22 protein-coding genes and 2 pseudogenes are annotated in these 26,839 nt (G+C 37.5%); 14 read left to right on the top strand and 10 right to left on the bottom strand.

The window, feature by feature from the left end; genetic code table 11:
* Positions 1 to 16: 16 nt before the first annotated feature.
* Entirely contained in the window at positions 17 to 1,216 is a 1,200-nt protein-coding gene (locus MSKOL_RS16250; RefSeq protein ID WP_048157710.1) for a hypothetical protein, read from the bottom strand.
* A gap of 180 nt (positions 1,217 to 1,396) precedes the next feature.
* The gene (locus tag MSKOL_RS16245) at positions 1,397 to 1,909 is read right to left on the bottom strand and encodes a hypothetical protein (protein ID WP_048157707.1); all 513 of its coding nucleotides are present in this window, start codon (positions 1,907 to 1,909) and stop codon (positions 1,397 to 1,399) included.
* Between the two features lie 445 nt (positions 1,910 to 2,354).
* Here MSKOL_RS16245 and MSKOL_RS16240 point away from each other — a divergent pair, with 445 nt between their 5' ends.
* The gene (locus tag MSKOL_RS16240) at positions 2,355 to 2,591 is read left to right on the top strand and encodes a hypothetical protein (RefSeq protein WP_048122689.1); all 237 of its coding nucleotides are present in this window, start codon (positions 2,355 to 2,357) and stop codon (positions 2,589 to 2,591) included.
* Positions 2,591 to 2,854 (top strand): type II toxin-antitoxin system RelE/ParE family toxin, encoded by a 264-nt coding sequence (locus tag MSKOL_RS16235; RefSeq protein ID WP_048122688.1) that lies wholly within the window; start codon positions 2,591 to 2,593, stop codon positions 2,852 to 2,854. Before MSKOL_RS16240 ends, MSKOL_RS16235 begins: the two co-directional genes overlap by 1 nt.
* Here MSKOL_RS16235 and MSKOL_RS16230 read toward each other — a convergent pair.
* Together MSKOL_RS16230 and MSKOL_RS16225 are read right to left on the bottom strand one after the other, a co-directional pair.
* Positions 2,829 to 3,092 carry a type II toxin-antitoxin system HicB family antitoxin gene (locus MSKOL_RS16230; RefSeq protein WP_048157705.1) on the bottom strand — a complete coding sequence of 88 codons (264 nt, stop codon included), beginning with the start codon at positions 3,090 to 3,092 and terminating at the stop codon, positions 2,829 to 2,831. The two genes, MSKOL_RS16235 and MSKOL_RS16230, sit on opposite strands and share 26 nt — an antisense overlap.
* A gap of 78 nt (positions 3,093 to 3,170) precedes the next feature.
* Complete coding sequence (locus MSKOL_RS16225; RefSeq protein WP_048122687.1) at positions 3,171 to 3,551, bottom strand: lamin tail domain-containing protein; 381 nt, start codon at positions 3,549 to 3,551, stop codon at positions 3,171 to 3,173.
* A gap of 500 nt (positions 3,552 to 4,051) precedes the next feature.
* Here MSKOL_RS16225 and MSKOL_RS16220 point away from each other — a divergent pair, with 500 nt between their 5' ends.
* The 4 genes from MSKOL_RS16220 (at position 4,052) to MSKOL_RS18945 (ending at position 6,139) form a co-directional block, all read left to right on the top strand.
* On the top strand, positions 4,052 to 4,255 hold the full coding sequence (locus tag MSKOL_RS16220) for a hypothetical protein (RefSeq protein WP_048157701.1): 204 nt from the start codon (positions 4,052 to 4,054) through the stop codon (positions 4,253 to 4,255).
* Position 4,256: 1 nt separating this feature from the next.
* Entirely contained in the window at positions 4,257 to 4,418 is a 162-nt protein-coding gene (locus tag MSKOL_RS21225; RefSeq protein WP_231592290.1) for a hypothetical protein, read from the top strand.
* Positions 4,364 to 4,519, top strand: a complete 156-nt coding sequence (locus MSKOL_RS21685; protein WP_369799551.1) for a type II toxin-antitoxin system RelE/ParE family toxin — start codon at positions 4,364 to 4,366, stop codon at positions 4,517 to 4,519. Before MSKOL_RS21225 ends, MSKOL_RS21685 begins: the two co-directional genes overlap by 55 nt.
* A gap of 624 nt (positions 4,520 to 5,143) precedes the next feature.
* Entirely contained in the window at positions 5,144 to 6,139 is a 996-nt protein-coding gene (locus MSKOL_RS18945; protein ID WP_052725566.1) for a restriction endonuclease, read from the top strand.
* Between the two features lie 19 nt (positions 6,140 to 6,158).
* Here MSKOL_RS18945 and MSKOL_RS16205 read toward each other — a convergent pair.
* Positions 6,159 to 6,452, bottom strand: a pseudogene (locus MSKOL_RS16205) (helicase); the annotation flags it as partial.
* A 128-nt stretch (positions 6,453 to 6,580) separates the two neighbouring features.
* On the opposite strand from MSKOL_RS16205, the gene MSKOL_RS16200 reads away from it, so the two are divergent.
* Positions 6,581 to 8,266, top strand: a complete 1,686-nt coding sequence (locus tag MSKOL_RS16200; RefSeq protein WP_048157698.1) for a phospholipase D-like domain-containing protein — start codon at positions 6,581 to 6,583, stop codon at positions 8,264 to 8,266.
* 494 nt (positions 8,267 to 8,760) lie between these two features.
* Here MSKOL_RS16200 and MSKOL_RS16195 read toward each other — a convergent pair whose 3' ends face one another.
* On the bottom strand, positions 8,761 to 9,018 hold the full coding sequence (locus MSKOL_RS16195; protein ID WP_156151126.1) for a hypothetical protein: 258 nt from the start codon (positions 9,016 to 9,018) through the stop codon (positions 8,761 to 8,763).
* Between the two features lie 281 nt (positions 9,019 to 9,299).
* Here MSKOL_RS16195 and MSKOL_RS20505 point away from each other — a divergent pair, with 281 nt between their 5' ends.
* Complete coding sequence (locus MSKOL_RS20505) at positions 9,300 to 9,491, top strand: hypothetical protein (RefSeq protein ID WP_156151125.1); 192 nt, start codon at positions 9,300 to 9,302, stop codon at positions 9,489 to 9,491.
* A 44-nt stretch (positions 9,492 to 9,535) separates the two neighbouring features.
* Positions 9,536 to 9,952: a GNAT family N-acetyltransferase gene (locus MSKOL_RS16190; RefSeq protein WP_052725564.1), complete on the top strand. Its 417-nt coding sequence runs from the start codon at positions 9,536 to 9,538 to the stop codon at positions 9,950 to 9,952.
* Positions 9,953 to 10,194: 242 nt separating this feature from the next.
* Here the strand turns inward: MSKOL_RS16190 and MSKOL_RS21220 are convergent, their stop codons facing one another.
* Complete coding sequence (locus tag MSKOL_RS21220) at positions 10,195 to 11,874, bottom strand: hypothetical protein (RefSeq protein WP_231592289.1); 1,680 nt, start codon at positions 11,872 to 11,874, stop codon at positions 10,195 to 10,197.
* 1,012 nt (positions 11,875 to 12,886) lie between these two features.
* Between MSKOL_RS21220 and MSKOL_RS16175 the strand changes: the two genes are divergently transcribed.
* The 3 genes and pseudogenes from MSKOL_RS16175 (at position 12,887) to katG (ending at position 16,895) form a co-directional block, all read left to right on the top strand.
* On the top strand, positions 12,887 to 13,660 hold the full coding sequence (locus MSKOL_RS16175; protein ID WP_052725647.1) for a type II CAAX prenyl endopeptidase Rce1 family protein: 774 nt from the start codon (positions 12,887 to 12,889) through the stop codon (positions 13,658 to 13,660).
* A gap of 175 nt (positions 13,661 to 13,835) precedes the next feature.
* A pseudogene (locus MSKOL_RS19560) lies at positions 13,836 to 14,023 on the top strand (zinc ribbon domain-containing protein); the annotation flags it as partial.
* Between the two features lie 673 nt (positions 14,024 to 14,696).
* Positions 14,697 to 16,895: a catalase/peroxidase HPI gene (gene katG / locus MSKOL_RS16170; protein WP_048157695.1), complete on the top strand. Its 2,199-nt coding sequence runs from the start codon at positions 14,697 to 14,699 to the stop codon at positions 16,893 to 16,895.
* A gap of 269 nt (positions 16,896 to 17,164) precedes the next feature.
* Here katG and MSKOL_RS16165 read toward each other — a convergent pair whose 3' ends face one another.
* Together MSKOL_RS16165 and MSKOL_RS16160 are read right to left on the bottom strand one after the other, a co-directional pair.
* On the bottom strand, positions 17,165 to 17,884 hold the full coding sequence (locus tag MSKOL_RS16165; RefSeq protein WP_231592288.1) for a CDGSH iron-sulfur domain-containing protein: 720 nt from the start codon (positions 17,882 to 17,884) through the stop codon (positions 17,165 to 17,167).
* Positions 17,885 to 19,134: 1,250 nt separating this feature from the next.
* Positions 19,135 to 20,190: a 6-bladed beta-propeller gene (locus MSKOL_RS16160; RefSeq protein ID WP_048157692.1), complete on the bottom strand. Its 1,056-nt coding sequence runs from the start codon at positions 20,188 to 20,190 to the stop codon at positions 19,135 to 19,137.
* An 894-nt stretch (positions 20,191 to 21,084) separates the two neighbouring features.
* Between MSKOL_RS16160 and MSKOL_RS16155 the strand changes: the two genes are divergently transcribed.
* Entirely contained in the window at positions 21,085 to 25,158 is a 4,074-nt protein-coding gene (locus MSKOL_RS16155) for an NACHT domain-containing NTPase (protein ID WP_048157690.1), read from the top strand.
* 403 nt (positions 25,159 to 25,561) lie between these two features.
* Positions 25,562 to 26,488, top strand: coding sequence for a hypothetical protein (locus MSKOL_RS16150; RefSeq protein WP_048157688.1), 927 nt, complete (start codon positions 25,562 to 25,564; stop codon positions 26,486 to 26,488).
* 116 nt (positions 26,489 to 26,604) lie between these two features.
* Here MSKOL_RS16150 and MSKOL_RS16145 read toward each other — a convergent pair whose 3' ends face one another.
* Positions 26,605 to 26,790, bottom strand: coding sequence for a hypothetical protein (locus MSKOL_RS16145; protein WP_231592287.1), 186 nt, complete (start codon positions 26,788 to 26,790; stop codon positions 26,605 to 26,607).
* Between the last annotated feature and the right edge of the window lie 49 nt (positions 26,791 to 26,839).

The following is a 26,839-nucleotide window of genomic DNA, read 5'->3' as shown; positions in this document are numbered from 1 at the left end:
CGAATTTCTCCATTCATTACTGAGATACGGGTGAAACGGAATCTCCAGTTACGTATTCCATAAATCCATCTGCAACATATGAAACCGGTTTCCCGTCAATTTCTCCATTGACGTGGTAAGTTCCAATCATCTCCCAGATTACACGATATTTAAATGTCACGTTTCCATTTTCATCAATTGTTGGTACAGATACTGGAAGTGGAGTAGAATGTTCCGAGGTGGTTGTAAACTCTATATTTAGACAATCACCAGAATCGGATGAGACAAGTATATCTGTGTTAAGAGGCAGAGGGAACGAACCTGCCGGCATATAAGCACCTAAGTATGGCATCGGAACGGGCTCATTGACATATATAAAGTTCGAATGCATGATTTGGATCTCCTTATCATTAAAAGTAGCAGCGATTTCCCTGTTCTTCCATATGTTCAAAACTGATCTTAATGATTGAGTATATCCAGCATCGGTGATGTTCCCAAAGTTAATTGAATATTTTCCGACATCGTTTCCATTCAAACCATTCTTGGTCTGAGTAACCTGACCCCAGTCCCATCCAAGATCATCTCCCCAAGACCAGTATCCCCAGTTGTGGTCATGGTAACCTCTTTCGTTTTTCAGGATATATTTTTTCCCATTAACAGAAAGTTCTCCGTTGACCTTCATTTTTGATGAAGCTACTATCCAGTTGATACCTTCTCCCGGTACTGTAGAGAAACCAGAAGCATTAAACTCTGGGGACGGCTCTACCTCCGGTTTAAATAATGCATCGAAGACCGTAGATCCGTCATCGGATTCTACGTGCACAGAATATCCCGCTGGAGTCAGCCTGACCGTACTATTAGCTATCGTAACATTTGGCGTTTGAGAAGAGTATTCTGCAATACCTATTGGATATGATCCAAAAGAGGCATTGGAATTCTCGTCGCCAGTATCATAACCAAGAAGAACAGAAGAGGAATTAAAGACCCCATTTAATTTAAATGTACAGATGATTGAAAGGTTCTGTTCTTCATCTATTACATTGAAGTAATGCCACTCATTGTATAGGGGCATCATACTACTGTCTGTCGGAGGATGAAAAACATCAACCGTTGAAAGTTCTCCTATCAAACTATTATTCTGGCTATTATTCTGGCATGCACCAAGAGCAACCCCTGAAACTGCCAGAAGTGAAAAAAGTACAAAAATTACCGGTTTTAATATCTCTTTAATTTTCATTAATCACACCACTATGTACAAAACCTTTTTTCTTCACTTGCAACAAAAAGTTGATTTTAAGAAATTCCGATTTCATACAGCCATACATGTGATAGATTATAAAAGTGTTATTAAATTAACTTAAAATTGTATTGTTTCATATATTTCTTCACAGGTTCTTTCTTCAAAAAAGAAATATGTTTATGTTATTCCTGCTAACTCAGATGCTTTCTTAAGATGATCTGTACCGGAATCGCGAAATGTTCTGGCCTTTTGGAAATTTTCAGCTCCTATAGTACCGTTTTTCGCTTCATTTGCTCCCTGCAACAATGACTGGCCTGCAGAGTTATAGTCCTGAAGAGCCGCTCTCCATTCTTTCTGCGCATCCTGGAGTTTGGAAGATACGGTATATTGATCATTTTCATCTATGGCGTTCTGAGTATCATTTACTATTTTTTCGGCGTAAACTGCGAGTGCGGTATAATCAGAATTGTTTGTAGCGTTGGATACACCGTTCAGATCTGCATTAAGTATCTTCAAATGCTTCTGGACGTTAGCTGCCCATGCAATATCCTGGGATGCTGACTTGAGGGAATTTTTCAGTGAGTTTGATTGAGCCTGAGAAACATTTTCTTCGTTTTGTGACCCGGCTAAAATCCCGACAAACAGTGCAACTAGCAAAATAAACAATGCGATGTAGATGTATTTTTTCATATACACTCCCTTAAAAGTTCATCTGTAACAATAAAGATTTAGAGAAGATGTATTATAAGTTATGTTATGGTTATGTTTTTCTGATATAAGTTCTGGATAAATCGTTTTGAGAAAGCGGTGCATATCGAGAGTTATAAATCAGGAATAATCTTCTATTAAATATTTTTTATTATGATTTTACCCAACTTCATTAAATCTTATTATTTCGCCGTTCATATTATGTTCAAGTTCTTCAGCTTCAAAAACGTCGAAGTCAAGCAGATTGAAGTGCCTGGGGAGAAAAAAGTGGTGGAAATTTTGGTGACTGTTTTAAGGCCTATAATAATTCCATCATAACTGTTGTAACACTAAAAGGACAGAGAATCTATTTAATTTTAGATAACTTTGATACACAACCTATTGAGCTAAAAACGTTTATAATCTATAGTATCCTATAGGATAGTATATGGCTGCTACAACTACAGTTTGCCTTGAACCTAGAGTAAAAGAGATGCTTAATGGCTTGAAAACCCACCGAGAAGAATCTTATAATTCTGTTATCGAAAGGATCGCAACTATGGCTTATGATAGTGAGCCCTTGACAGACAGTGAAATTAAAGGAATTGAAGAAAGCCTGAAGGACATAAAAGCAGGAAGATACTATAGCGAAGATGAAGCAAAGAAAATGTTAGGTATAGACTAATGTACACTGTTCAGTATACTTCACGCGCTATTAAGGATATCAATAAACTGCCACCTGAAGCTAGAAAAAGAATTTTTGATGCGATTACTGAGATTAAGGAAAAACCTTACTCACATGTCAAGAAATTAAAAACATCTCCTGATTCACCTATCTATTCTTTGAGAGTAGGAGAATATCGAGTACTGTTGAATATTACACGGTCACAGCTTATTATTTTTGTAATCGGAGCTGGATATCTCAGCACAGTTTACAGAAAATTTTAACTAAAATCACTGAATAGGAAATTAGGTTCTGATAAAAAACAGGTCTTGTTACAATAATTATGTCTGAACTGTTTTTCAGCGAAGGACAGACCTGTATCGTTTCTCTTATGCGTTCCATAGCCCGTTCAACTGTTTTTCCCTGAGTATAGCAACCCGGTATGTCAGGAATTTTTGCAATATATATTCCATCTTCGTCCTTCTCGATCAGAAGCGTATAATTCAGGCTCTTGCCTTCCATCTTTACCGGAATTTCAGTGAAGTATTTTTAAGTTCTGGGATTAGCTCATATAATAAAAAAGAAGAAATGAGGCAATCCTCATTTCTTTACAGTTTTCGAAGAAACCAATTTTCCTTGAGCATTATACAAATACGCCGTATCTCCGTCATTATTCCAAATATAGGAGTACTTATTCCAATACAACGTGCTTCCAGAGTTTCTACCCTTTCCGCTTCTGAGAGTTACCGAAGCTTTAGATTTTAATTTGTATGAAGAAAAAGTGTAGGTATGCTTTGCACCCTTGTCCTTAATTTTCCAACCTTTCAGATTTACTGATGTTGTTCCTTTATTTGTAATTTTAACATACTCTTGATTCGGCTGTTCACCACGAGCTCCAACATATAAAGCACTTATATAAACCGAGGTTGTAGAACCACTTACCTTTTCAGTGGCACCCAAAGCAAAAGGAACGGTACCCAAAATTAAACAAATAGCCAAAAAGATAACAAATGTTTTGTTTCTTATCGTATTACTGCCTCCAATATCTATTCGCTGTTTTATAATGTTGGAGAGTAACTTTTGAATAGTGTATATCTCTTCCGATTAAACCCAAAGAAATAAAATTTATATTTCAAGAAATATCCAAAGTTTGGTGTATGTAATCATATTTAGCATAAGTGATCAAAGTCACATTTGAGCCTGCGATGGCAATTCACTGGTTAGTTTAGCTACGGCTTCGAAGAACCAAAATAAGTACAACCTTACTGCCCAAGATGATGATGGGATCTACAGTCAAAAAAGGTTGAGGTAAAAAGTACTTTCATAAAAGTACTTTCATTTCTTTGTGCCTGTTATTCAAAGAATTTCATGTTCGTTTAGTCTAGGAAGTATGATTTTCTACCATTAAGATAAACCTTGAAAGAAAAACAGGTATACCAAGAAAGCATACTTATAAATAAGATTCATATTAACCAGTTATTATGGCTGAGGCTGATTTTGAGGAGAAAGTAATAAAGGAACTCGATTCTATCAAAAAACAACTGACAGACATAAGAGAGCATATGGTAGACATAGACTGTATACTCACTGATGAGGAAAGAAAGCTCGTAGATAAAAGCTATGAGCACCAGAAAAAAGAAAAACTGACTTCCCTTTCGGAGTTCAAGAAAGAACTGGGAATCTAATATGTTTGAAATTTTTCTGGACACGCCTGCAAAGAATTTTCTCAAAAACTGGATTCCAAAAACAGCCAGAGAATCATCAAAGCCATTGAAAAACTTGCTGAAGATCCTATTCCTCATGATGCTAAAAGAATCTACGGCACCAGCGAAAAGCTTTTTAGAATAAGAGTTGGGGATTTCAGGATTCTCTATCGGATTGACTATGAAGAGATTATTATAATTATTGTCAGCGTCGATTCGAGAAAGAGGGTATATCGAGATTTCTAAGTTTAAAAGCAACCGGTTTTTAAATCACTTTTTTATTATATTTCCGGCCCAACTTATCAAATTCTTCGATTGGAAATCCTTCAATTGCGCCTCCACTTTGGAGATTATTATTTTTTTGAGCGTGATACTGGACATATATTTCTCTTGTACAAATTTAGAGATACTTTTGAGTGTACACCCTGAGCTCATCCCAAAACCTGGTTTTACCCCAATACCAAAATTATTCAGAATTACTTTCATAATTAGAAGTTCGATTGGTCACTTAAAGTACGAGACCTAAAGAAGTAAATTTTAAGTTTTGAGATAGGCTCATGTTTTACTGTATCGGAAAAACTATTTTAGTATTTCAAAATTGTATTATATGGCTTATCTGATTTTCGTACTTATTTTTACAGAATGAACTCATCCCAAAACCAATTTATCCCTCAAGTCGGTGAAGTTTTCCGAACTGAGTTTCGTGATCAGAAACTCGATTTATTATTTGGAATAAAGGATTTAGAGTCGCAATTATAATTTTTGGGATTGACTCCATAAATACTAAGCATTAAAGAAATAGCAGAGTTCTAATAGAGATAAAAGAAAATATGTCAAAAACTAAATAAGAGTATTATTGATTGATGCAGAATGAGAACTAATGACAAAGAAGTGGTTGATTTAACCGCGTATCGTCTTGATACGGATAAAGAATTCGTTGATGTAACCGGTTATAGTCTTGAGGAATGGTTAAAATTAATTAAATCAAAAGAAAGTAAAAATCTCCAATTCATAAATTATATGTTTCCAAATGATGAGATTCGGGAAAAATATTTGGAAACAATCAATAGTAGAAGTGAAGAAGAAGTAATTTTCTTACTCCGAAAATTCCTTATTACCTCAGGATCTATGGGGATAGACAATCTTAATTTATGTTTTTTGATAGAGTGTGCTAAAAATAATAAAAAGAAATTTGCAACACTGACAAAAATTGAATATTATAAACGCTTGTCAAGGTCGTATATTAATAAACAACCAGTTTGGGAAGGTATTACTTGGGTTATTGATTTACTGCCACATGAGCCTAAGCATGCGATAAATTCGTTAAACGCATATTTATTTGCTCATATTCAGTTGTTACCTGATGAAAGATCGCAGGGTCTTCTTGATGCAATTGCAATAATTCGCGCAAAGTTCATGGAGATGTCTCACCCTCGAGAAATCTTCGAAGCTATTGATCCATATCAATTTGAGCATGTTGTTGAAGCACTCTATTATGAGATGGGATATACAACTACCATGACTAAGAAAACGCACGATGGAGGCAAAGACATCATTGCAGAAAGGAAGGAAATAGGGATGAGAGAAAAAATCTTGATTCAATGCAAAAAACAAGGAAAAAATGTTAACGTTGATAAAACCAGAGCTTTACTAGGAGTTGTCTCAGATAGTAAGGCAACAAAAGGCGTTTTAGTTACAACAGCAGAATTTACACCAGATTCAAAGAAACTGGTAGATCAAAATAATCGAATAGAACTAATTGGTAATTTTAATTTGCAAAAATTGATGAATGAATATTTTGGTCCAAAGTGGCCAATGCATATAGACTATATTATTTCAGAAAGCATTAAAAGACATAAGTCTTGATTTTTGCTAAAGTTCTTTCTCATTCCCAAAACTTCTTCGTCTTCACATAATTCCTCTCTGCAATCAAAATATCCCTGTAAAACTTCCCTTCACCCACTATCATTTTTTCAATCACCTTTTACGCCGTATCACGCCCAATTCCCCGCCTAGCAAGTGCGATAACCACCTTTTTCCCCTGCAAGCTGACCACACTTGCGTTTCTGTAAACTCTCCGTATCCATTTCTTTTCTTCAGCGGAGACTTTAACCTTTTTTGCCCCTTTTTTGACAAGCTTGATTTCCTCTTCTTCCCAGGGTTTGAAGTCTGCAACCATTTAGAGTTTTAGAGTAGCCAATGAATCCAAATCACAATGTACTTTCGTTTTATTTTTGATACTAACATCTTTAAATTCTGTTCTTTTATAATTTATTATTACTAAAATTATATAGGGAGCGCATTATTATGCCTTTGAGCAAATTGTCTAAGAATGAAGGATTGGCAGTCACTGCTTATGATGGAGACGGTACTGTTCTTCTGGCATTTGATATTGATGAGGAGAAGACGAAAAACCTTGCTGGCTTTGCGGTGAAGGTTATTACTCCGAACAAAGGTCCTTACAGGTCGAACGAGTACTGGTTGAAGAACAGGCTTAGTTTTAAGAGAGAACTTTCAAGTGAAACTGAACTTACTCCTGAAATGTGGGAAGATTCGAATAAAGCTCCTTTTCAGATATTCCACTGGGTTCATTTTCCAAGTGCAGGCCCTGGGAAGTACGTTTACACTGTTTATGCGTGTTATTTCAATAGCAATGGATCTGTTGATTTAGGTCCCAGCGTTCAAACTGAAGCAGACCTGAGTTATCGTGCTTTTCCCAATCTTGAGCTGGGTTTTACTAGGGGATATATTTCATCTCAGGCTTATGCTGACAGGTTTGATAATAAGGCTATCAGGCCGAAGACCAAGTCCATTGATTTCGATACTGCTCCATACCAGGCACAATATAAATGGCTTGGTGCTCACGCAAGGAAAATGGTTTTCGATTTTCTTGAAGAGTGCTTGAATGATAATTCGATTAGTGTAGACGTATTCGCTTACGACTTCGACGAACCTGATATTATTCGAAAACTTGCTTCTATGGGGTCTCGTGTTCGTGTATTTCAGGACGATGCTCCGCTACATACTAAATCCACGGCGGTTGAACCTGATGTTGTCAACAAGTTGAAGCAGGCAGGAGCGGCTGTAAAAACCGGTCATTTCTCTCGTTTTGCGCATAACAAAGTAATGATTCAAAAGAAAAATGGCAAAGCTGTAAAAGTGCTAACAGGCTCAGCCAACTTCTCATTAAGAGGATTCTACGTCCAGGCTAACAGTGTTCTGATCTTTAATGACCCCACAACCGCCGAACTCTATGAAAAGGCATTCGAACAGGCTTTCAATGATCAAAAAAAGTTTAAATCCTCAACCATCGCATCACAATGGTTTGAAGCAACAACGAATCACAACCCTTCGGTCTCAATCAGCTATGCTCCGCATAAAACAGCATTCTCCTTGGAAACCGTGTCTCAAACCATAGATTCGGCAAAAAGTTCGGTCTTCTTTGCGGTTATGGAGACTTCTGGAGGAGGACCTGTGATGCCAGCCCTTGAGAACCTGTCAAAAAGAGATAATATTCTCTCTCTTGGAACTATTGAAAAAAACAGCCAGCTAAGTTTGTTCAAGCAAGGAAAGAATAGTGGAGTGACAAGTTTTGAGTTCCTGGAAAAGGACATTCCAGAGCCGTTCAAGGAAGAATATAGCGGGGGGACGGGACAGGTTATCCACCACAAATTCGTTGTCTGCGACTTTAATGGCGATAATCCGGTTGTGTACTGCGGCTCTTCCAATCTCTCCCAGGGTGGCGAAAAAAGCAATGGTGATAATTTGATCGAAATCCGGGATGTAGATATAGCTTACTATTACGCCATTGAAGCTATCCGGCTATTCGACCACTACAGGTTCAGAAGCCTGCATGAAAACAGTACGTCAAACAAACCATTGCAACTCGATACAACAGATAACTGGGTAAAACCTTTCTACAACTCAAGTGATCTAAGGTGCCAAACAAGAAAATTATTCATCGGCACACAACAATCTCAAGGGCCGAAGTAACAGCAACTCATAAAAAGGGCTCTTCTTTTTTTGTGTGGATATCCTCATAATGTCCTCATAAAAACCAATGCGGCCTTGAATTGAAAATCATCTTATCCATCGGAAATGACGAAGAGCCTTATGAAAAAACAGCGCTCGGTTCTGTGGGTTTTGTAAAGCCAAGAGTTTTGAGGGCTTCCTGGGTCTTTGGGTGAAAAGTGTTAAAGATGTTATGAAATGACATGTTTTTTGCAATCAATTTTTGGTTAAATTGTTCAATTGTTGTGTTAGTTGGCATCAGTGTAAATGTTTCTATGAAAGTGCAGAAATAAAGTGAATAAGACAAATAGAAAAGCAAGAAGAAGAGTGTAAGAAAACGCTTAATTTTATTCCGCTTAATTTTATTCCGCTTAATTTTATTCCGCTTAATTTTATTCCTTTTATATTTTTGTATCTATCGTAGCCGATCTTTTTTCACAGTTATTCGGTTTTAACATCCGATATCCTTTACACATTTAATATTCGTCAGTTTCTTCGGGGTACGCAGTGAAAGGGAGCGCTTCAGCCCATCCAAACTCTCCAGGAATAAGGACATGGAACGTTTCCCTTCTTTCCCCTTTCTCTACTTCCAGCTTTTCAATATGGCTCAGATTTGTTTCAAAACCCTCTTTAGGTTCCTTGAAATCCTTGATATCTTCAAGGTCAAGTACTCCACTGGAGCAGTACAACATTTGAACATTATCTAAAATCCATCTCTTACTCACTAATACCATAATCCCACCACTCTACTATTTAACTTTTGAACCGTTAAAACACCTCCTGGTTTTCTCAAATACCGAGAATGGCTCACTTCGGTAATGATAAATTGTTTATCTGGATCTCTATTTAACGTTTAAGGATCTAAAAATATAATAGAATTCAACTCTTGCATATACACACAGTTACCAAATTCTTCAATAAAACTCAGGCGTTTAATCCGGATTTGTTGCAAAAATTTTAGAAAATACGGGCAATACAAAAATTTTTATATATGTCGTAATCAATGTCCGAATGAATGTCAGAGAAGTACTTTATGGATGACCTCGAATTAATAAAACCGACTACAACGCTTGAAGAGGCTGCTTTAGAATATAAAAAAGAACACTTTGATATCGGAGAATATGAATTACATGGTAGCGCTCTGCTTGACAAAATAGATCTTGGCTCTTCGTTGTTTTGTGTGGATATTCTCATAATACTCTCATAAAAACCAATGCGGTCTTGAATTGAAAATCATCTTATCCATAGGAAATGACGAAGAGCCTAGATCTTTACTCGGATTGGCTCAAAATTATAGAAGAAAACTCCAATGAAAAAACCGTACATAGTGATTGGGTAGTCGCAAGTACATTTTTTGTTGTTCGTAAGTCTGATCAAAAAATTATAGGTATGATTGATATTCGGCACAGCCTAAACGACTTTTTACGTAATTACGGACACATTGGTTACGGTGTACGTCCCTCCGAACGCAAAAAAGGTTATGCCACACAAATGCTGAAAATGGCACTTGATTACGCGAGACAAATTAGATTGTCAAAAGTGATGCTGGCATGTTATAAAGACAATGAAGCTTCAAGTAAAATAATTCAAAAATGCAATGGTATCTTTGAAAAAGAGATTTTACATCCCAATGGAAAAATTGTACAGGTATACTGGGTAACTTTATGAGATTTGTGTAGTTGATGGAGATGGATACGTACCAGCCTAATTACGCAGTTTTTTGAGAAGCGACCAGATGAAAAACGAGGTTTGTTGTTTCATAGTAACTTTCTGTCCTGTATCATTTTCTCCCATTATTTTCTCCCATTATTTTCTCTCATTATTTTCTCTCATTATTTTCTCTCATTATTTTCTCTCATTATTTTCTCCCATTATTTTCTCTCATTATTTTCTCTCATTATTTTCTCTCATTATTTTCTCTTGAGTTTCCATCCTCCATAAAGGCAGGTTAAGCTTGCCAATAATCCAAAACCTGGAGTAGAGTTATTTTTGCTTTGTTTACCCCCAACATCAGATTCAGAATCACTATTATTGCTTGAATTGTCAGGTTCTGTCATGGATTCTTCTTCCGGTGTTATAAAAACAACCGGGACGTCGGTAATATTTTGTTTTCTTGCTTCTTCATCAATTATCTGGTAAACCTCTTTAACTACAGTGTTCTGTTCTTCGGAAGACAAATTTTCGTTAATTTCTATTTCCAGTCTTATCCTTGCCCCATAGGTTATTATCTGGCCCTTTTCCATATATGGCGTCATTTTTTTCTGTATTTGACAAGTAATCGTATACAGTTTTTCTTGCCATAAGTTTATCTCATTCGGGTCTTTTAACAAAGGAATGATTCCATAAGCTGCAATTGTTTTATTCAGAGGCATGGTCGGTTTGTGCTCCATAACCTCTTCAAGAGTATTAATATCTGATTTGGATAGATTCTCTGTACTTTTTCCAAACCAGTACCAGCCGTTAATACCTTCCAGGTAAATTTCCTCCCAATAGGTTCCGTAACCAAATTCTACCGGAACGTCCTGTATACCCATCTCTTTTGCAGAGTCGTCTATTAGAGTGTACATCTCATTCATCAAAGGCTCGTCAACATTGCCATACTTGAACAAAATTACAAAGTATCCCCTGTCATTAATTCCGCATGACATTACCTCTCCATGGGGATACATATATTTTGAAGCAACCGGATCTTCTATCCTGTTACTGAGTTCTTCAAGAGTAGAGTTCCAGTTTTCTTTTTGTTCTTCATTTTCCAGTACAGGAAGTTTGCCGTATCTGCTAATTACAGTATTTCCCAGTGAATAAAGTCCAAAAAAGTAATTATAGTACTCATAATTCACATTAGTTGCTTCGGAATTCAGGTAATCATTCAATGTTACTGGCACACTGATACAAATTCCTTTACTAGCCGCTTCTTGTTCTATAGATTTAGTAAGCTGATCGCTTGCCTGCCAGCTCTTTAAATTCTCCTCCACCCCATTCTGTAATCTCCTATCAAAAATTGACCAAATTCCGGGCTCCGTTTCAGTTGCAGGTCTATCCGGTATCACTTCAAGAGTATATGCATCTACAAATATCCGATGCTCATCTCCTGAGGCTTTGTCTTTTATTACGGTCATTGCCCCAATACTGGGATAGCAATATACAACCACCTCGGTTGATTTTATTTCACCGTCTGGATATTCATTTCTGGCAGTTTCAATTGATTTATTCACTGCTTCAGTTATATTATACAGAACCGGAGTTTGTTCGATAACCTGAATTGACTGCCCAAGGGTCTTATTAGCCCCTACGTCGACTCTACCTATCAGGCTATTATTTTTATATACCGAAAATTGATAATACAGTTTCTGCCCGTTTGGATCATAGAGTTCTAATGGCTTGGGATCGATAGCTGCTCCTTTCCACTCTTCAAATTCAGCATCGTTTGCAATAAAATCTATTATTTGCGCATTTGCATGTTCAAAAGCTACCTCTTCAGTTACAGAATAATCATTCTCATTTTGAGCATTAACAGCCGGCACCAATGCGACAGCAGCCAGAAACACTGCCAAAAGCAGTACTCTTGTTCCAATTTTGTTCCTGATCATTTATTTCATTCCGAAGAGTCTATTTTCCTTAGGAGGCAGAATAACACAAGCTTAAAACACTCAAAGCTAACTCAATAATTCCTCTTAGAGCGTATCTTATGGAGTCTTTGGTGGTCTAGAAGACTACATTTGAACTTCATAAATCCCTCTTTACTTACTCTTTATAAGTTTTCCGTATAAAGTGTTACATTATGCAATTTTCGTGAGAATTTGGACGTGAAGCCGTTTTCTTATCTTTGATTGTTCAAAGATTCGCACAGAAAAATTATATATGACCCGATTGCCGCAAGTAAATTCATATGCTGTCAACAAAAAGGGAATAGCTCTTATTTTAAAGTCTGACTTTGTTAGCTGGTTGCAACCTAGTTGTAAATTTTGGCACTAAGTTGAATATTTATTTAAAAAATGCTTGCAGATCGCGGCATTTTCATGTTAAACGAACATGATATTCTTTGAATAACATGCACAACCTATGAAAATGCTTGCACATGGACAGCATTTTCATGTTGAATTAGCTCTTCGTTGTTTTGTGGATATCCTCATAATGTCCTCATAATGTCCTCATAATGTCCTCATAAAAACCAATGCGGCTTTGAATTGGAAATCGTCTTATCCATAGAAAATGACTAAAAACTAAAAAATTTAATATACTACTAAAATTTAATTTGAAAATGTCAAATTTCCAGATTTTAAATTTGAACCTGTACTTCTCTCCACGCCCGATATCTGCTCACAAACTGATAGGGCCCTTCCTCCAGAATCGTTCTGATAGGGTTCGCCCTCCAGAATCGTTCCCAGTTACTCGTAATTAGAAAAGAGTTTTATTCATCCGTTATTCTGCCCAACCGCTAATAGGAACATTTAACCCAGTAACATTTGACCCAGTAACATTTAACCCCTCAATGTTCAAGCCCTTGTATTCAACATGGAATTCCCTGGAGAAGAAAAGTGGCCATTGGAAAATATCGGATATCAGGAGAAAATAATTAAATGAAGTAATATGGAGATAAAAATGAAAACAGAGTGGAAATTATTTATAATCTTACTAATTGCATGTATCTTTGGAGTTATATTTGTACTTCCTTATACTCTTACTCTTCAAGGAGAATTACTTCAAAATTTACCCGTGCCTTTATACGTCTTCCTGGCTGCTCAGGTTATCCAGAGTATAATTCTGTTTTCGGTTGCCATCATTATTGGCCTTCATCTTGCCAAAAAAGTCGGACTTGGTCTTCCAATCCTTGAAGGATGGATTGAAGGCAGAGAGGTTAAAAGTTATTTAAAATCCATACTTGGAATATCTATTGGGCTTGGAATATTAGCCGGTATCCTGATAATTGGACTTGATTACCTGTTTTCCTTTGCGGGTGTAACAATTAATGTAGCTCAGACAGGTCAGCTAAATCCTCCGGCATGGCAGGGCTTCCTTTCATCGTTTTATGGTGGAATAAACGAAGAGATCCTTTTAAGATTATTTTTAATGACTCTACTTGTTTGGATATTTTTTAAAATTAAAAAAACAGAGGATGGAAAGCCAACAAACGCAGATATGTGGTTAGCTATTATTCTGGCAGCCGTTATTTTTGGTATTGGTCATCTACCAACTTTGTTAGCAATAACAACACCCAGCCCGCTGTTAATTGTCCGTACCATTGTTATAAATTGTGTCGCTGGAATTATATTTGGATGGCTTTACTGGAAAAAAGGTTTAGAATCAGCTATGATATCGCATTTCTCTGCTGATATAGTATTGCATGTGATTTTACCATTGATCGTAGTGATTTGAAGAATTAGTTTACATAAACAGGACTTACGCGCGTATGATGCAAAATCAAGTGCATTCGGCGTCATAAAGCAAATTCGGCGTCATAAAGCAAATTCCACATCATTACACGGTAGACTTTGACAAAAATATTATCAAACTTCCAAAGATTGGAAAAGTTGAAGCGGTTCTTCATAGAAAGTTTGAGCCTTCTTCAAAAACCTGGGCTCTTCGTTGTTTTGTGTGGATATTCTAATTCAAATTTGACCTTGAGAGACAGAGGATGGATATGTCCTGATTGCAAAACCAAACGCGATAGAGATGTAAATGCTGCAATCAATATAAAAAAAGTTCTCTCTTCAAGATCAAAACCTAATAGTTATCTGACACCTGCGGAACGTAGGGGATGGGCTTGTGGATTTGCGAGCAGTGGTTCGAGGGATGAAGCAAGAAGCCCCTTCCTCACCATCAGGCAGGGAGGGATAGTTCACTACTCAATATTAAATAGATATCCGTGGTTATATAGTTTTTAATATTGAATTTGAATAATTTCTTTAGGGATAAAACTAATAGTAATGATTAAAGGGGGAAATATAGCCAGAATCGGAGTCGTAAGACCTGAAGTAACGAGCTTCCAGGATTGGAAAGGCAAATTCGACAAGAGGATGACGGTTTGAAAGAATAGCAATGGACTTTACATGAGCTGTATTATGATGAAGCCTATTAAGAGGCTCATGTCGTTCATATCGAGCTAGTTTCAAAATCCCGATTATTCATGTTTTATATAAAGCAGATTTTCCATTCGACTTGATGATCTTGATTTCTTTACTCCAAAAATTGGCATGGAAGGATTAGAGGTAGTTTTGAAACAAGCTCACATTAAAAGATGATAAATTGGAAATGGTAAAACATCATGTAAGAATTTCAAGCTTTTGAAAAGCGGACCGAAATTAATCTCTCTGGCAAACGGCACTCAATTCTTCCAGAGGAGACAAGATTTGAGATTACATACTAGAGATTTGGTCTTGAATTTTTATTAATAGTTGGGGTAGGTAACGTTATGACTGAAGAAAGAAAGATTCCTGAAACGAGCAGAGCAGACAAACAAGAAACCGGTAAAGGCATGTCGAACCGCGACTGGTGGCCAAACCAGTTGAAGATCGAGATCCTGCGCCAGCATTCTTCCAAGTCCAACCCTATGGGTGAGGACTTCAACTACGCGAAAGAGTTCAAGAGCCTCGATCTGGCGGCTGTGAAGAAAGATCTCGCGGCGCTGATGACTGATTCGCAGGACTGGTGGCCAGCGGACTTTGGTCACTATGGCCCTTTATTTATTCGCATGGCGTGGCACAGCGCCGGAACCTACCGTGCCTTTGACGGCCGTGGCGGTGGCGGTAGAGGCCAGCAGCGCTTTGCTCCGCTCAACAGTTGGCCGGACAACGTCAATCTGGACAAGGCGCGTCGCCTGCTCTGGCCAATTAAGCAGAAGTATGGCCGGAAGATTTCATGGGCCGACCTCATGATTCTTGCTGGTAACGTCGCCCTGGAAACAATGGGTTTCAAAACGTTCGGTTTCGGAGGCGGCCGCGAGGATGTATGGGAGCCGGATCAGGATGTCTATTGGGGCCCTGAGGATACGTGGCTTGGTGGTGATAAACGCTACTCCGGTGCCCGGGACCTCGAAAATCCGCTCGCTGCCGTGCAGATGGGGCTGATCTACGTCAATCCGGAAGGCCCGAACGGCAACCCGGATCCGATAGCGGCGGCCAAGGATATCCGCGATATTTTCGCTCGCATGTCCATGAACGACGAAGAGACCGTTGCGCTCATCGCTGGCGGTCATGCCTTCGGTAAAACCCACGGTGCCGGTCCTGCGTCCCATGTCGGGCCTGAGCCAGAAGCGGCCAGTATTGAGGAGCAGGGCCTCGGTTGGAAGAGCAGCTTCGGCACCGGCAAAGGCGGTGACACGATCACCGGCGGCCTGGAGGTCACCTGGACCAACACGCCAACGAAGTGGAGTAACAACTTCTTCAGGATTCTGTTTGGCTACGAGTGGGAATTGACGAAGAGCCCGGCCGGTGCATATCAGTGGCAACCTAAAGGTGGCGCAGGTGCAGGCACGATTCCGGACGCCCACGACCCTTCCAAGCGTCACCCGCCAAGCATGATGACCACTGACCTTTCCTTGAGGTTCGACCCCGTCTACGAAAAGATTTCAAGGCACTTCTACGAGAACCCGGATCAATTAACGGATGCATTCGCCCGCGCATGGTTCAAGCTAACGCACCGCGACATGGGTCCGCACGCCCGCTATCTCGGTCCGGAAGTCCCTGCCGAAGAGCTCATCTGGCAAGACCCCATCCCCGCAGTCAATCACAAGTTGATCGATGAGAAGGACATTTCCTCCCTCAAGGACAGGATCCTCACTTCTGGGCTGTCGATCGCGCAACTGGTTTCAACTGCCTGGGCATCGGCGTCCACCTTCCGTGGCTCCGACAAGCGTGGCGGTGTGAACGGTGCACGAATTCGCCTCTCTCCACAGAAGGATTGGGAAGTCAACCAGCCAGTAGAGCTGGCGAAAGTGCTGAACACTCTCGAAGGTATTCTGAAAGAGTTTAACAGTGCGGCCTCCGACGGCAAGAAGGTCTCGCTTGCTGACCTGATAGTTCTGGCTGGTTGTGCAGGCGTTGAGCAGGCTGCGAGAAATGCTGGCCACGATGTGACGGTCCCCTTCTCGCCAGGGCGCATGGATGCCTTGCAGGAGCAGACCGATGTTGTCTCCTTCGCCTTAATGGAACCGATTGCGGATGGTTTCCGCAACTACCTCAAAAGCCAATACACTGTATCAGCCGAGGCATTGCTGGTTGACAAGGCGCAATTGCTGACGTTGACCGCACCAGAGATGACGGTTCTCGTTGGCGGTATGCGCGTGCTAAACACCAACTTCGAACAGACCCAGCACGGCGTTTTTACCCTGAAGCCGGAGGCGCTAACAAACGACTTCTTCGTGAACTTGCTTGACATGGGCACGGAGTGGAAGGCGGTATCGGAAACAAGGGATATGTTTGAAGGGCGCGATCGCAAGACTGGCAAAGTCAAGTGGACCGGCACGCGTGTCGATCTCATCTTCGGTTCGAACTCCCAGCTCCGGGCTCTGGCCGAGGTTTACGGAAGCGCGGACGCGCAGGAGAAGTTTATCCAGGACTTCGTGGCAGCCTGGACCAAGGTAATGAACCTTGATCGCTTCGACCTAGCCTGATCACGTATAAATGTCTTCAAGGGCTTGAAGATCTTCAAAACAAACGACTTTGCTCAGGCTGATGAGACTTTGCAGATCAGTAGAGCCAGAAGGAATTAGAGGATATCTCAAGATAAAGAAGACTATCTAAAGAAGACTATCCTCGAATTTTCTATTTTTTATCGCGGAATCGCTCATTTATTGCTTTCACTCTGGCTTTTGGATTGCCTGATTGTATGCGAGATTACTATTTCCGCAAGTTAAGAATCTCTATAAATCAACGAACTCACTCATTCCAGACCCCATTTCTTCCTGAACTCGAGCTTCTGCTGGCTATTCATCCAGTGGCTGCCGTCACAGTAGGGCTTGTTTTCTGACTTCCCGCAGCGGCAGAGGGTTACTCTGTTCCGGGATTCGTACATGCTGCCATCAGCAGATTCAATGGGGACACCGCCTCTAACCCAAAGGGGGCCTTCACAACCTTTTTGTTTGTCGTGAACCAGTACAATAGATGGTTCAAATTCTTTTTCAAAGGGTTTGCCTGTCTTCTTGTCCCACAGGACCAGCCGTCCCGACGGGCAGATCATAGCTTCCTCTATGGCGGTTTTTCTGGCTTCCGGGTCGTCTGATTTTTGTATGAGATTCCTTATTCCGCCAGACCGCTGGCAGAAACGGGAATGATCGCAGAGCTCGTAGGCATCGGTGAGTTTTAGATCAGGACCTTCAAAAGCTTCCGCTTTTTCCAGGTAAGGCTTTCTGCTGGCTGTTTCGCTACCGTTAAAACCGATCTTGCGGTGGGTCCCGTCACAGAAGGGCTTGTTTTCGGATGAGCCACAGCGGCATAAAATATAGGCTTCCAGCTGAGGGTATTCCTTTATATCAATTAATTCTCTTGTGTGGCCGGCATCATCGGTGACAATTACCTGTTCTAAAAGCGGCACTCCACCTGTAACCCGATATGGCCCGTCTTTGATTATCTTAATCCTCATTTCTTTCTCATTGGCTGCCATAATCATAATTCCCCATTACCTCTTATAATGCAGTACTGGATGTTTAGTTTGACTATTCGTCTCTTTGATTATTTCTATTGTTTTCCGATTCATACTGTCTCCAATAAGAGAGCCTGTAATAGGATTGATCAAATCCTCAACCAGGCAATAAGATGGTTACTGCTGCGGACATATTCGATAGCTATCAGCTCAACTGAGGGTTTCAAGACTAAGAGAGAGGGATCAGAGACAAACGATGATTACGGATTTCTAAATCTCATTTCTCCACTGGAGATAAAATAAAGTTTATCAAGTCCAAGGGTGCTGGGTGAAATAAAAAATCTTTTAACTTTTTAAAACATATATAGAAATGTGAACAATGAAAGTGCAATCATTGGCTCTGGCACAGGAGAAGTAGTAGTAGGAAAAGCAGTAGTAGTTTCGAGTCATGTTGTAACATTATATGGGATACCGGTTGTTTACATTGTCATTGTAGCATTATTTGTATTATTTGGTTTATATTTATACTGTAGGATGACAAGAAAAGAAAGACACTGTATGAGTAAATCGAGTTACTTAAAATTGTTTTTTGCTTTGTTTATCCCGCTATTCTTATATAATTTGTACAATATTTATAATAGTTCATGGTTTTTCAATCCCTATACCAAATCATGGTGTAATAATTTCTGGTTTACTAATCCTATTTTTTTTATTATAAGTGCAAGTGTTGCATCTATATGGGAATCTATCTTTCCGTATTTATTCATAACTCTGAGTATATTAGTAATAAACTGCTATCGTAAACCAGATTAGAGAGAGTCTTGAAATTAAACTTTTATTGCAAAAACATTTGTTTAGTCTGTCATACACGGATATAACGCTAATAATTTCAACGGTGAAAAATAGGAGAGTTTTAGGTGTAAAGACCCCGCAGTGCCTTATTTACTCTGAAGAAGTTATCAAATCTCTGTTTAATTAACTATCTTAAACTTCCCTCCACGTCCGCATGCTCACGAAGGGAGTAGATATCGGACGGTCACTGGCAAAAAAGAAGAAAAAGCAGTAGAGAAGGGAAAAATGCAAAAATCCTTTAAAAAACAGCATCAAAAGACACAATCCTCGAATTGGTTTATTCCCTACACGAGGGAGAGTTAAGGTAATTAAAAAAGCGTTATTCGCGGTGTAGCCAGAGTGTTCGTGCTGATTCAAAAGAGCACTCTGAGAAAAAATACATGTTGGAGTTTTGATAAAAAGTTTAAAAGAGGATGACTTCACCATTTTTTACATCTAAATATTACTGTTAAAACAAGCATTGCAGCAACAGGTACAATAATTGAAGGGAAATCTGAGAAATTAGTGGTAGATTTACTGATATTTGGAGCAAACTTCTGAATGCATAGTATACTATAATCGGCAACATAAACATTACCCGAAGAATCTAAAGCAACACCAAATGGTTCATTAAATTGTCCGTTGCCGGTGCCATACGAACCCCATTGGGTAATATAGTTACCACTGCTATCAAACTTCTGAATACGATTATTGCTTGAATCGGCAACATATACATTGTCCGAAGAATCTACAGCAACACCAGATGGATTTTTAAATTGTCCGTTGCCGCTTCCCGAAGAACCCCATTGAGTAAGGTATCCACCGTTGCTGTCAAACTTCTGAATTCGATTATTATATTGATCGGCAACATAAACATTGCCCGAAGAATCTACAGCAACACCTATTGAACCATTAAATTGTCCGTTGCCGGTGCCTAAAGAGCCCCATTGTGTAAGGTATCCGCCGTTGCTGTTAAATTTCTGAATGAGAGAATTGTGAGGATTGTCAGCATAAACATTGCCCAGAGAATCTACAGCGATACCGGATGTACAAGAATAGTGTCCATATATATGTTCATAGCCGCTGCCATTACAAACCCATTGTGTAAGATATCCGCCAGTGCTGTTAAATTTCTCAATGCGATTGTTGCTTGGATCGACTACATAAACATTGCCCGAAGAATCTACAGCAACACCAGATGGTTCTTCAAATTGTCCGTTGCCGGTGCCATACGAACCCCATTTTGTAAGGAAAGTTCCGTTGCTATCGAACTTCTCAATTCGATCTTTATGCAAAAAGGCAACATAAACATAGCCAGAAGAATCTACAGCAATACTTCTTGGATAACTAAAAACGTTGCCGGTGCCATACGAACCCCATTTAGTAACAAAATTATAAGTCTCAGCATGCGCAACCGAAGAGCTCATCAATCCAAGAAATAATAAAACCAAACAAAACAATATTTTCCCAGAAACACTAACTCGTTGATATTTCATTTTTGAAATCCTTCCTTGTTTTTTTTCATCTACGACCTTTAAAAGTCCAAGCTATGATTAGATATTAAAACTTTCCTTGCTTAATGTGCAATTATATTAAATATTCAAACGGTTGAATATATATAAAAATAATCTCATAGAAAAACAATTGTATAGAGACAGTAAGCTATTTCAATCCACATTTCGACCCCCTGCCAATAGGGGCAAATAATTCCTGTATATTGGCCATTTAATTAATAGGACCTCAACAAAATGGCATATTTGTACCATGAATTTGTACAAAAATACCAGAATTCAAAATGTGAGTTGAAGGCTATACATATTGAATCTTAATTCTAATTAGAGACTGAATCTTTTTTACGAATTCAGATTTTCAATCAAGAAACCTAGATTCGGCAGGTCGACATAAGAAATTTGAACATTTTTATTGATATCGTTTTTTGAACATTTGATAAATATACATTAGATTTAAAGTTGGTTAACGTGTGGTTCAACTCCCACGACACATATAAATAATGTATCATTTTTTTATTGAAGTTTAGCATGAAAGATTATGTTTGGATCATATGTAAACCGCCCAACTGCACATAATAAGGGACCCTCATTTCAAAACCGCAATCAGTAAAAATGATCGGAAATGAAATGTCGACCTGCCTAATCTAGGAAGAAATGCAAAAATCACTCTATTTTGGAACAGAGTCGATTAAAAACCCATCAAATTTGAAGAGGATACAATTAATCTGAAACTTCCCTCCACGCCCGCATGCTCATGAAGGGAGCAGGTATCGGGCGGTCGCTGGCAAAATAGAAAAATTTAATAAACATATAGAAATAAAGGTACTAAATTATTTTTGATTAATAAATATCAATTTTTTGAACAAAGGAGACGCATTTATGGTTCCTACATTCATAGTTAAAATCTTATCTAGTCTTGTAGGATCCATAAAATACTTGTGGAAATTTATTGAAAAATATGCTTTCAGGCGCGAGGATATAGAAACAAAATTATTTAAAAAAACTAATTTTGATCCTCTAATTGAAAGTTATTATGACGTAATGAAAGATTCTTTATTATCGGAGAATGTAAGCCCAATAGAACAAGGATTAATTCTCAGTTTTTTTAAAATTCCTCAGTTAAAAGATATAATCGGAAAAATGTATTCTCCATATCATTCGGATCCTCTCAGTTATTATGATATAAACAAAATTTATACTGAATTTGAATGTATAGTTTTACAATATTTCAAATTGGAAAAGCATAAAACAATCGATTTTACCTCAATACTTTTTGGAATAATGATTGAAGGATGTAACAAAACTTTGACGATATTAAATAATGATGGAGACCTTTCTTCTCAACCTGCTCTTGATAATCACAAAAAGTTCATAGAGCAATACAATCAACTAAAAGAGTTTTACCAGTCTTTGAGTAAATACACCAACATCTCTGATTACTTACCTCGCAAGGTGGCAAAAGCAGAGAATTTCAGTCACAATTATTATTTATTTTCCGACTATGAAAATTATGAAAATATTATCAAAGTAACCGATATAAACAAGCATGTTGTACTCCTCAGTGATGCTGGAGTGGGAAAAACAACCGAGCTAAAACAACTTGCTTATCATTATTCAAGAAATCGTCTTTATTACCCAATCCTTGTTCGTCTTAATAAGTACACAAATAAAAGTATATCTGAATATTTTCCAAACTATTGGGAACTAATACCAGAGGAAAAACTAATTATTTTACTTGATGGCCTTGATGAAATTGAAAGTAAAAACGAAAACGATGCAATCCGTGAAATAGGATTATTTGCAGAAAATCATCCCAATATATGCATTGTAATTTCTTGCAGGACTAATTTTTACAAAATAGAAAATGAAAATATTTTTGGTATGAATACATTAAGTGGATTTACTTCTTATATACTTCTTGACCTTGGAAATAAAGAAATCAAAAAATACGTCAATGATAAGCTTGATTTTAAATCAACTTACTTTTTTGATTCGATTTACGAGAAAAATCTTTATCCCTTACTGAAATCTCCTTTTTATTTGAAATATTTAATTGAATTGTTTATGAAAAACAATGACCTACCAAGAAGTAAAGCCGAAATATTCGAAAATTTATTGAAATTAAGAATTAAGCTTGATATTACACACTACCAAACAACAAAACAACTGGAGAAAGAGAAAAAAAATGTGATGAAAAACCTAGAATATGTTGCCTTAGCAATGGAATGTCTAGGTAGAAACTATATATATAACGAAGAATTAGAGGAAATACTACCAGATTCATCTTCAAGGGAATTATTGGAATATTGTACGACATGGATTAAACAAGAAACAGATAAAGTAACTTGGCAATTTGAGCACAATAATTTTCAGGAATATTTGGCAGCCAAAAAACTAGCAAACTATCCCCTTGAAGTGATTAAAGAGTTTGTATCTACTGGATATGAGCATAAAAAAATCTCCCTATCTTGGATAAATACACTTTCTTTTCTTGTTAGCATTTATGACACTGATGATCTACAAAAATGGATCTTATCTGTGCAACCTGAGCTTTTTGTAAAGTTTGAGCATGAAAAACTCGGTAAAAAAGAGAGGATTCGAATATTCAAGGAAATATTCGAAAGCTATGAAGAAAAAGAAATATGGATACCATGGGGTAAGTTCCGAATTGATGAACTTGCAAGATTCGGACAATCTGACGAGATAGTCGACTACTTGCTGAACAAGATCGAAAGCGATGCACATTTTACTACTATAGGAACGGCAATTGAATTATTGTGCGAAATAAAAGATATGCCGACAGAGTATAAAGATAGGGCAAAAAATATTTTAATAAAACGCGCTTTGGAAATAAGTTATGAAGGAATTGTGCAAAATTATGCCCTTGAGTGTTTGTCGGTCCAGAAATTCGATTCAAAAGAGATCGTTGATCAAATTGTGCCTTCACTGAGAAGATCAAAAGATGATAACATTAGGTCAGGATTGTATCGTCTCTTATGTAATAGTGATTTTCTTAATGATTACATAGATATTTTTCTAGAAGGAGTTGATTATGCATATTCCCGAAAGGTTTTTTCTTCTTCAGAACTTACATATTTAAAAGAAGGTTTTAATAAAGCTAATTCTCCTGAATCAATTAAAAAAATTGTAGAATTCTTTAGGAAAAAACCTGAAAATTTAGAGAATATTTATTTTAACCGGGAAATTGGTTTTTTGGACAATGCTGTTCAAGCTTACAAGAAAGATCCTTCAATTTTAGAACCTTGTTTGGAGTTATTCAAAGCATTATTAATAGGGCATGAAAGGCAAGCTCAAAACTTTCTATGCTTTTTTGACAATGCCGATTTGAGACTTCAGGTTTTTCAAAATATTTATTCGGAAAGGAATGTTGAGAAAGATGCATTTTTAATCCTCGGAGCTTTAGCTGATATGAACTGTATTGAATTTTATATTAAAGAATATGAGGAAAGGAGAATTACAGATTCCGAAATATGGAGCCTACAAAATTCACTTGCGTTTGAAAATAAGCAGTTATGTCCTCAATTTAACAGACTTATTGTCGAAAAGTTTGGAGAAATGTTTGCTTTACCTCCCAAAAAAGATTATGAAAAAATGAGGATTCAAGGAGTTCAGAGAGACATTGATTTGATTTTTAATAAAGAACTATTCCTTGAAGAAATTTCGAGGATCTTCAAAATAAGCAAGAAAGAAAAACTTACACGCTCCGAGCTTTCTCATATCGAATTAGAGAATTTTGAAGATAATATTTCTAAGTTAATAATTCATTTATTATACAAAATTGCTGGTGATAAAACAATTACCCTTGAAGATGCCATTGAACATATTAATGGTTTAAAGTGGGACTATTTTGTCATAGGCAAAGTTTACGAGATGTCGATAAGAGATGAGAGCATTAGTCTTACGCCGGAACAAAAACAATATGTATCTGAATGGTGCCTTTCACATGTTCATGATGTTGATTTTAAAAAAGCAATTTCTAAAATAGATAGAAGAATAACTACTAATCGAACAGCTATACTTCTGTGGTATTTTTTAAGAAAATTTGATATTTCTTATCCAGTAAATATTCTATTAGACATGATTTCTTTTGATAGTTTTGATTTAGGAACCGAATTTGTTGGAATAGAATATCTGGAAAGGCGATTATCTCCCCAAGAAATGAAAACAAGAATTTTAGAAAATTTGAATGAGGGAATCGAATATGATTTCGTTTTGGAAAACCACATTATTTTCTGCAAAAACCACAGAATAAAACAAATACTACAATTTACTCCTGACATCATAAATGATGAAAATCGAGCTTATAGTACGCGAAAACTAGCACTGGACATTACTACTGAAATGTCAGAAGACCTAAATGAATTAGAAGTTATATTAACAAAAATAAGTGATGCCTTTAAATGGGAAATTCTTAAAACACTTATTGACAACAATAAGAATTGTGAAGCTTTTCTTTTAAACACTTATAACAACGGAGACGAAAATGATAAACTACAGTCTTCTGCTTATTTAATGAAATCCCAAAACATAAAGGGACTTCAATTTTTAATTGAATGGATAAAAGAAAATGAAAAATATCCCTGGTTTATTGGTGAATCTCCTCTGCGATCCCTTCACGGTTTTATTTTTGTTCCAGATTTATTAAAGTTATTGAAAATGAGTTACCAAGAAAACATTTCCCAAGACAGTTTCCACAGCTTGCATAATGACGTTTTGGAAGCTTTATCCAGAATAGCAATGGACTCTGAAAGTAATTATTATAGCATAAAAATGTGCATAGAAGGTTTTATAACTGAAAATAAATCAACCATGAAGAATATTCATTTCTTATATTCATATTTGGAAGACTTAGAACTTAAATTTAGCGAGACAAGAAATAAAGATATAAATTATGTGATTACTAAGTTTAAGGAATTAGATATTAAGATATAATGGCCTTATTGGAATCTTTGTTTTGAGATTCAGAACTTTTACTTCTCTATTTTTACTTCTTTTTTGTCAGTGACCGCCCGATATCTGCTGCTCCGCAGTATGCGGTCGTGGAGGAAGTTTTTAGGTATTATTAAAAGAAATTACAAATATTTATTAGATAATATGAACTTTTTATTAGAGTAGTCACTTTAGGAGTCCAAAGTTCCCCAAAAAATACTCGGTTTTCCTGAAAAGCTCACAATTTCAAAAATAATTAATATAAACTGGATAGACTGAAAATAAGTAATCATTGAGTGGCGGATTTAGCCTTGATTAAATAAAGAAATTTTGTAATTTTTTCTGACATTTCGGGTTTTAAGAAAGACATCTCCTGCAAAATAATGAGAAATCAGAGGTTCTTGAAATGAGTAAATCCCTCGAAATTTTGAAATATTTGCTATTGGCAATTGCAGGTTTGGCTGTGCTTCTCTTTGTGGGCTTCTTTGGGTTTCTTATGTTAATGACTATTAGTGATCAAGCCTCTTATTCTGGAGATACTGTTGATGTCGGACCAATCGATTACAATTCCATTGTCACAAAAGCAGAAAAGGCCGGATATGATCTCAGTGGACCTTATACCAGGCTGGATGAAGCAAATTTAATAGAACCGGGAAATGTTGAATCTCTTGAAGACAGGTTTAAAACAGACTACAGGGTAGCAAGAATCGCTCTCTACTACAACTTAAACACGTATCTCGAATTTGAAAAAGATGAGAAAAATCAAACGCTTGTAACACTCTACAATTATTCTCATCATGATGACGCCGGTGATATTACCCCGCAAATGCCTTCCATGTTTCCGGACGACCCCTGGATGCTTAAGATGCTTGGAGTGAGTTTAGAGCTTAACGAAACTGAATCTGGAGAATTTCTTAAAAAGCTAAAGAATGAGGCATCAACCCAGAAAGGGGTTCAGAAAGGAGTTGTGAGTCTGACTACAAAAGAAAATGTGGATTTTCCGGCAGTCTATGCTTATCTTAACCAGAGCAAAACAACAACTTTCATAGGGTCTGAAGACAAATTTTACAGAAACGATACAAAACTTGGGTGCGTAGAATTTGTTATCCCTGAAACTACCATCACTCGGAAACATCATTTCAATAAATACGAGATCTATGTGAGCAGTTCGGGACTTATACGTGTAGATATCGATATGCCCACAGGCAGCGCCGGAAAAGAAATCCCTGAAGAGGAGTACAGAACAGTGTTCAGGGAAATGTTCGAAAACGTCGGCCTACCTGTCGAGAAACTGGATGAAATCGAATTCAATTACACTCCAAGTATCTGGTGAGACTTTTCCCCTTTATTTATCCCCATTTATTGAGGTTACAGGCACGAAAGCTGCAAAGAGGAATTTTCTATCTCAGAAAAGATCTTGACAATTTTTGTGAAGAAGGGAAATAAATTTCAGTCAACAGGAAACAGTGATGAGCCTTCTACGTCATTCGGGTCTCCATGATATTCCCGATAAACTACATACTTGCCGTTTGTCTTTTTTATGCACCTGGCTCCAAGCCCATTCTTCTTCCACATATCTTTGCGCTTTTCTGCATCTGATTTACAAATACCTGAATAGCTGAATTCGTCGAGCATGAAGGTTTTGCCACTAAATTTTCTGAAGGTCTTTTGCATTGTAATCAGT

Source organism: Methanosarcina sp. Kolksee, assembly GCF_000969945.1.
Taxonomy (GTDB): Archaea; Halobacteriota; Methanosarcinia; order Methanosarcinales; family Methanosarcinaceae; genus Methanosarcina; species Methanosarcina vacuolata.
The sequence above is the reverse complement of the archived record's forward strand: the minus strand, read 5'-3'. Positions and strand labels throughout refer to the sequence as shown.

What these genes read in the sequence shown, in the direction of transcription:
- MSKOL_RS16150 (WP_048157688.1), top strand. Translation starts at nt 25,562, where the DNA reads ATGAGTAAATCCCTCGAAATTTTGAAATATTTGCTATTGGCAATTGCA.
- MSKOL_RS20505 (WP_156151125.1), top strand. Translation starts at nt 9,300, where the DNA reads ATGTCAGAGAAGTACTTTATGGATGACCTCGAATTAATAAAACCGACT.
- MSKOL_RS16155 (WP_048157690.1), top strand. Translation starts at nt 21,085, where the DNA reads ATGGTTCCTACATTCATAGTTAAAATCTTATCTAGTCTTGTAGGATCC.
- MSKOL_RS16145 (WP_231592287.1), bottom strand. Translation starts at nt 26,790, where the DNA reads ATGCTCGACGAATTCAGCTATTCAGGTATTTGTAAATCAGATGCAGAA.
- MSKOL_RS18945 (WP_052725566.1), top strand. Translation starts at nt 5,144, where the DNA reads ATGAGAACTAATGACAAAGAAGTGGTTGATTTAACCGCGTATCGTCTT.
- MSKOL_RS16190 (WP_052725564.1), top strand. Translation starts at nt 9,536, where the DNA reads ATGACGAAGAGCCTAGATCTTTACTCGGATTGGCTCAAAATTATAGAA.
- MSKOL_RS16230 (WP_048157705.1), bottom strand. Translation starts at nt 3,092, where the DNA reads ATGGAAGGCAAGAGCCTGAATTATACGCTTCTGATCGAGAAGGACGAA.
- MSKOL_RS16240 (WP_048122689.1), top strand. Translation starts at nt 2,355, where the DNA reads ATGGCTGCTACAACTACAGTTTGCCTTGAACCTAGAGTAAAAGAGATG.
- MSKOL_RS16165 (WP_231592288.1), bottom strand. Translation starts at nt 17,884, where the DNA reads ATGGCAGCCAATGAGAAAGAAATGAGGATTAAGATAATCAAAGACGGG.
- MSKOL_RS16175 (WP_052725647.1), top strand. Translation starts at nt 12,887, where the DNA reads ATGAAAACAGAGTGGAAATTATTTATAATCTTACTAATTGCATGTATC.
- MSKOL_RS21225 (WP_231592290.1), top strand. Translation starts at nt 4,257, where the DNA reads ATGTTTGAAATTTTTCTGGACACGCCTGCAAAGAATTTTCTCAAAAAC.
- MSKOL_RS16250 (WP_048157710.1), bottom strand. Translation starts at nt 1,216, where the DNA reads ATGAAAATTAAAGAGATATTAAAACCGGTAATTTTTGTACTTTTTTCA.
- MSKOL_RS16220 (WP_048157701.1), top strand. Translation starts at nt 4,052, where the DNA reads ATGGCTGAGGCTGATTTTGAGGAGAAAGTAATAAAGGAACTCGATTCT.
- katG (WP_048157695.1), top strand. Translation starts at nt 14,697, where the DNA reads ATGACTGAAGAAAGAAAGATTCCTGAAACGAGCAGAGCAGACAAACAA.
- MSKOL_RS16195 (WP_156151126.1), bottom strand. Translation starts at nt 9,018, where the DNA reads ATGGTATTAGTGAGTAAGAGATGGATTTTAGATAATGTTCAAATGTTG.
- MSKOL_RS16245 (WP_048157707.1), bottom strand. Translation starts at nt 1,909, where the DNA reads ATGAAAAAATACATCTACATCGCATTGTTTATTTTGCTAGTTGCACTG.
- MSKOL_RS16235 (WP_048122688.1), top strand. Translation starts at nt 2,591, where the DNA reads ATGTACACTGTTCAGTATACTTCACGCGCTATTAAGGATATCAATAAA.
- MSKOL_RS16160 (WP_048157692.1), bottom strand. Translation starts at nt 20,190, where the DNA reads ATGAAATATCAACGAGTTAGTGTTTCTGGGAAAATATTGTTTTGTTTG.
- MSKOL_RS16200 (WP_048157698.1), top strand. Translation starts at nt 6,581, where the DNA reads ATGCCTTTGAGCAAATTGTCTAAGAATGAAGGATTGGCAGTCACTGCT.
- MSKOL_RS21220 (WP_231592289.1), bottom strand. Translation starts at nt 11,874, where the DNA reads ATGATCAGGAACAAAATTGGAACAAGAGTACTGCTTTTGGCAGTGTTT.